The organism is Actinomycetota bacterium (genome assembly GCA_005774595.1).
GTDB lineage: Bacteria > Actinomycetota > Coriobacteriia > Anaerosomatales > D1FN1-002 > D1FN1-002.
Map to the genome: position 1 here is coordinate 1 of VAUM01000251.1, position 2,953 is coordinate 2,953.

Below are 2,953 nucleotides of genomic sequence, written 5' to 3' on the forward strand. Positions count from 1 at the left end.
GTGCAGTTCAGGTAGCGTCGCTTGGCGACCCCTCGGATCTCAGTACCGCACGCCGAACCCGGTCAACCTCTCGGGTTCCTCGTCGAGCGCCTCGACGCGCTCGACCACTGCTCGCGGCGGCCCCGTGCGACACCACGCCACAGCCGAGGCGACTGCGCCGCGCGGACCCTCGAAGACCGCCTCCACGCCGCCGTCCGGCAGGTTGCGCACCCAGCCGGCCAGGCCGAGCCCGCGGGCCGTCTCTGCGGTGGCCGCCCGGAAGAACACGCCCTGCACGATGCCGGTGACCACGACCCGCGTCCGCGCCAGCTCGGCCATGCCATCCCTCCCGTCGCCTGCTTGCGTCGGGTATCTTCGCACTCGGCGCCCCGCGCGCCCACCGGGCCCCGCCGGAAGGAAGGTCGCTCGTGACTCGAGATACTCGGATCGCGCTCGTTGCCGGGCTGCTCGCCGTCGTCGTCGCGCTTGCCGGCTGTGGCCGCCCCGCGACGCGCCTGCCGGGCGACACGCGGGCCGTGGGCGAGCCGGGGGCCGCCGCGCCCGCGACGACGCCGGCCGATCCGGCCGACGAGCCCGAGGCCGCGGAGCCCGCCTCGGTGGTGTCGTCGGTCGCCCCGGCCGGGATGCCCGCGGGCTTCCCGCTGCCCGCGGGCGACGTCGTGCTCTCCGAGACGGTGGATGCCGAGGAGGGCGTGTCCTTCACGGTCGCGATCGACACGGCCGCGGCGCCCGGGGACGCCGCCGAGGCGTACGCCGCTGCGCTCGCGGGCGCCGGCTACGGCGTCGAGCCGGTGACCGTCGACGAGGCTGGGGCGACGTTCGCCTTCACGCGCGGCGGGCAGGCCGAGCAGGGTGCGGCCACGTTCGAGGCGCAGGCCGCGGGCACGCGCGCGTCGGTCACTCTCACGGTGATGGAGTAGCCGTCGCGCGGCGTCATTCGCCGAGGGCGACGAGCGCTGCGAGCGGTATCCTGCGCACGGCACGGTCCTTCCGAGGGTGTCTCCCCGCGCATCGGTGGAGGTTCCCGCAAGAGCACGCCACGCAGCGAGAAGGATGAGCCGCATGGCTAGAGTGATGCACGCGACCCGCCTGCTCGACGCGCAGTTCACGGCGCCCGGCACCCTGCTCGCGTCGTTCGAGCGCCCGGCCGGCTTCGACTTCGAGCCCGGCCAGTACGTGATGCTCGAACTGGAGACCGCCGAGGGAGCGCAGGCAAAGCCGTTCACCATCGCGAGCGCCCCGTCGGACCCGCTCCTGCAGATCGGCACCCGCCTGACCGGCTCGGCGTTCAAGGACGCGCTGGCGGCGATGGCGCCCGGCGACGCCGCGGCGGTCTCTGAGCCGCTCGGCCGGCGCGTCGTCCCGCCCGGCGCGGCGAAGGCGCTCTTCCTCGTCGGCGGCGTCGGCGTCACGCCCGCGCGCAGCGTGCTCCGCGACGCGGCGGCCACCGGCAGCGGGCTGGATGTCGTGACGGTGTACGGCAACTCCGACCAGGGCAACATCCCGTTCGGCGAGGAGTTCGCCGCGCTCGCCGAGGCCGACCCGCGCCTGCGCTTCGTGCACGTGCTCTCGGCGCCGGCGTCCGGCTGGGGCGGCGACACCGGGTTCATCACAGCGGACCTCGTGCGCGAGCGCGTGCCGGACTTCGCCGAGCGCCACACGGTCGTCACCGGGCCGCCGGCGATGATCGAGGCGATGGACCGCGTCCTGACCGACCTCGGCGTCCCGCCCGAGCGGCTCACCGTCGAGCGCTTCGCCGGCTACCGCTGACGCGCGCGCGGCCGCGCGCGTCCCGCTATCCGCCGACGATCTCCACGAGCTCGATCTCGAACGTCAGCGCCTTGCCCGCGAGGGGATGGTTGAAGTCCAGCACGGTCTCGTCGGCCTCGATGGCAGCGACCGTCGCGCGCGACGGGCCCTGCGGCGTCATGACGGTGACCTGGTCGCCGACCTCGGGCGCGGACCGCACGCCCCCTTCGTCGAAACGGCTCACGCGCTCGGTGGGCACGCGCACCTGCCAGTCGGGGTTGTGCTGCCCATACGCCTCGTCCACGGGGACGGTGACCGTGACGCTGTCGCCCGGCTCGAGGCCGGTGACCGCCGCATCGAACCCGCGGATCACCTGACCGGCGCCGACGGTGAACTCGAGGGGCTCTCGCCCGGCGCTCGAGTCGAACTCGCTGCCGTCGTCGAGCGTGCCCCGGTAGTGCACGCGGACCGTGTCGCCGCTCGTTGCGCCCATGCCGCTCTCCGCTCCTCGCGCAAGTCGTGCGCGACGCGCACCCCTCGCGTAGACTACACTGCCACCGTACCGCCTGCGCGCGCGAACGTGATGCCGGTCACAAATGGCGTGCACCGGATCGTGCAAAGGCTCGTTCGGCTGCCGCTCATCGTTCGCAGGGAACCGCTCGCACCACCCGTCGTCATTCTCGCGATTGTCGCACTAAACCGCACGGTGCGCGCGAGCCGATAGTACGCGTGGAGCCGGGTGCCGCCGGGGGTGTGCGGCGCGGCCGGTCAGGAGGCACGATGTACGACCTTGAGGGAGTCCTCGGGCCCTCGGTGATGAAGTTCGTGGAGCGCTACGTCAACTCGTTGCTGACGTGGGACATCCTCGTGTTCTTCCACCGCAACCCGGAGGCGGTCCTCGATGCGGAGGGCCTGGCGACGCGTCTCGGGCGCCGCCCCGAGGAGCTCGCGCCGGAGATCGACGCGCTGTGCGACAGCCGGATCCTCCAGTGCGCCGGCGGGCTCATCCGGTACCGGCCCGATGCCGAGATGCGCGACACCATCGGCAAGTTCTGCGAGGCGTGCCAGGAGCGCGGCCGCCGGCTCGCGCTCATCGCGCTGGTGCTGCACAAGATCAACCCCCACAACCCCCAGTAGCGCGCGCGAGCACTCCGACCCTCCGCGAGGCCCCTGACGGGGGCCTTCTTCGTGCGCCGAGGGACCG

At 73.4% G+C, this 2,953-nt stretch carries 5 protein-coding genes; 3 read left to right on the plus strand and 2 right to left on the minus strand.

Annotation, left to right across the window (positions count from 1 at the left end; genetic code table 11):
- Nucleotides 1–39: 39 nt before the first annotated feature.
- Nucleotides 40–318 carry an acylphosphatase gene (locus tag FDZ70_08710; GenBank protein TLM72019.1) on the minus strand — a complete coding sequence of 93 codons (279 nt, stop codon included), beginning with the start codon at nt 316–318 and terminating at the stop codon, nt 40–42.
- 89 nt (nt 319–407) lie between these two features.
- Here FDZ70_08710 and FDZ70_08715 point away from each other — a divergent pair, with 89 nt between their 5' ends.
- Nucleotides 408–920 (plus strand): hypothetical protein, encoded by a 513-nt coding sequence (locus FDZ70_08715; GenBank protein ID TLM72020.1) that lies wholly within the window; start codon nt 408–410, stop codon nt 918–920.
- Between the two features lie 133 nt (nt 921–1,053).
- A complete protein-coding gene (locus FDZ70_08720) occupies nt 1,054–1,770 on the plus strand; it encodes an FAD-dependent oxidoreductase (GenBank protein ID TLM72021.1) in 717 nt (238 codons plus the stop codon).
- A gap of 25 nt (nt 1,771–1,795) precedes the next feature.
- Here FDZ70_08720 and FDZ70_08725 read toward each other — a convergent pair whose 3' ends face one another.
- Nucleotides 1,796–2,242, minus strand: coding sequence for a peptidylprolyl isomerase (locus FDZ70_08725; protein TLM72022.1), 447 nt, complete (start codon nt 2,240–2,242; stop codon nt 1,796–1,798).
- A gap of 287 nt (nt 2,243–2,529) precedes the next feature.
- Here FDZ70_08725 and FDZ70_08730 point away from each other — a divergent pair, with 287 nt between their 5' ends.
- Nucleotides 2,530–2,886, plus strand: a complete 357-nt coding sequence (locus FDZ70_08730; GenBank protein ID TLM72023.1) for a hypothetical protein — start codon at nt 2,530–2,532, stop codon at nt 2,884–2,886.
- The last annotated feature ends 67 nt before the right edge of the window (nt 2,887–2,953 follow it).

Excerpts from the sequence above, each read along its gene's own strand:
- FDZ70_08710 (TLM72019.1), bottom strand. The coding sequence starts at position 318 with ATGGCCGAGCTGGCGCGGACGCGGGTCGTGGTCACCGGCATCGTGCAG.
- FDZ70_08720 (TLM72021.1), top strand. The coding sequence starts at position 1,054 with ATGAGCCGCATGGCTAGAGTGATGCACGCGACCCGCCTGCTCGACGCG.
- FDZ70_08725 (TLM72022.1), bottom strand. The coding sequence starts at position 2,242 with ATGGGCGCAACGAGCGGCGACACGGTCCGCGTGCACTACCGGGGCACG.
- FDZ70_08730 (TLM72023.1), top strand. The coding sequence starts at position 2,530 with ATGTACGACCTTGAGGGAGTCCTCGGGCCCTCGGTGATGAAGTTCGTG.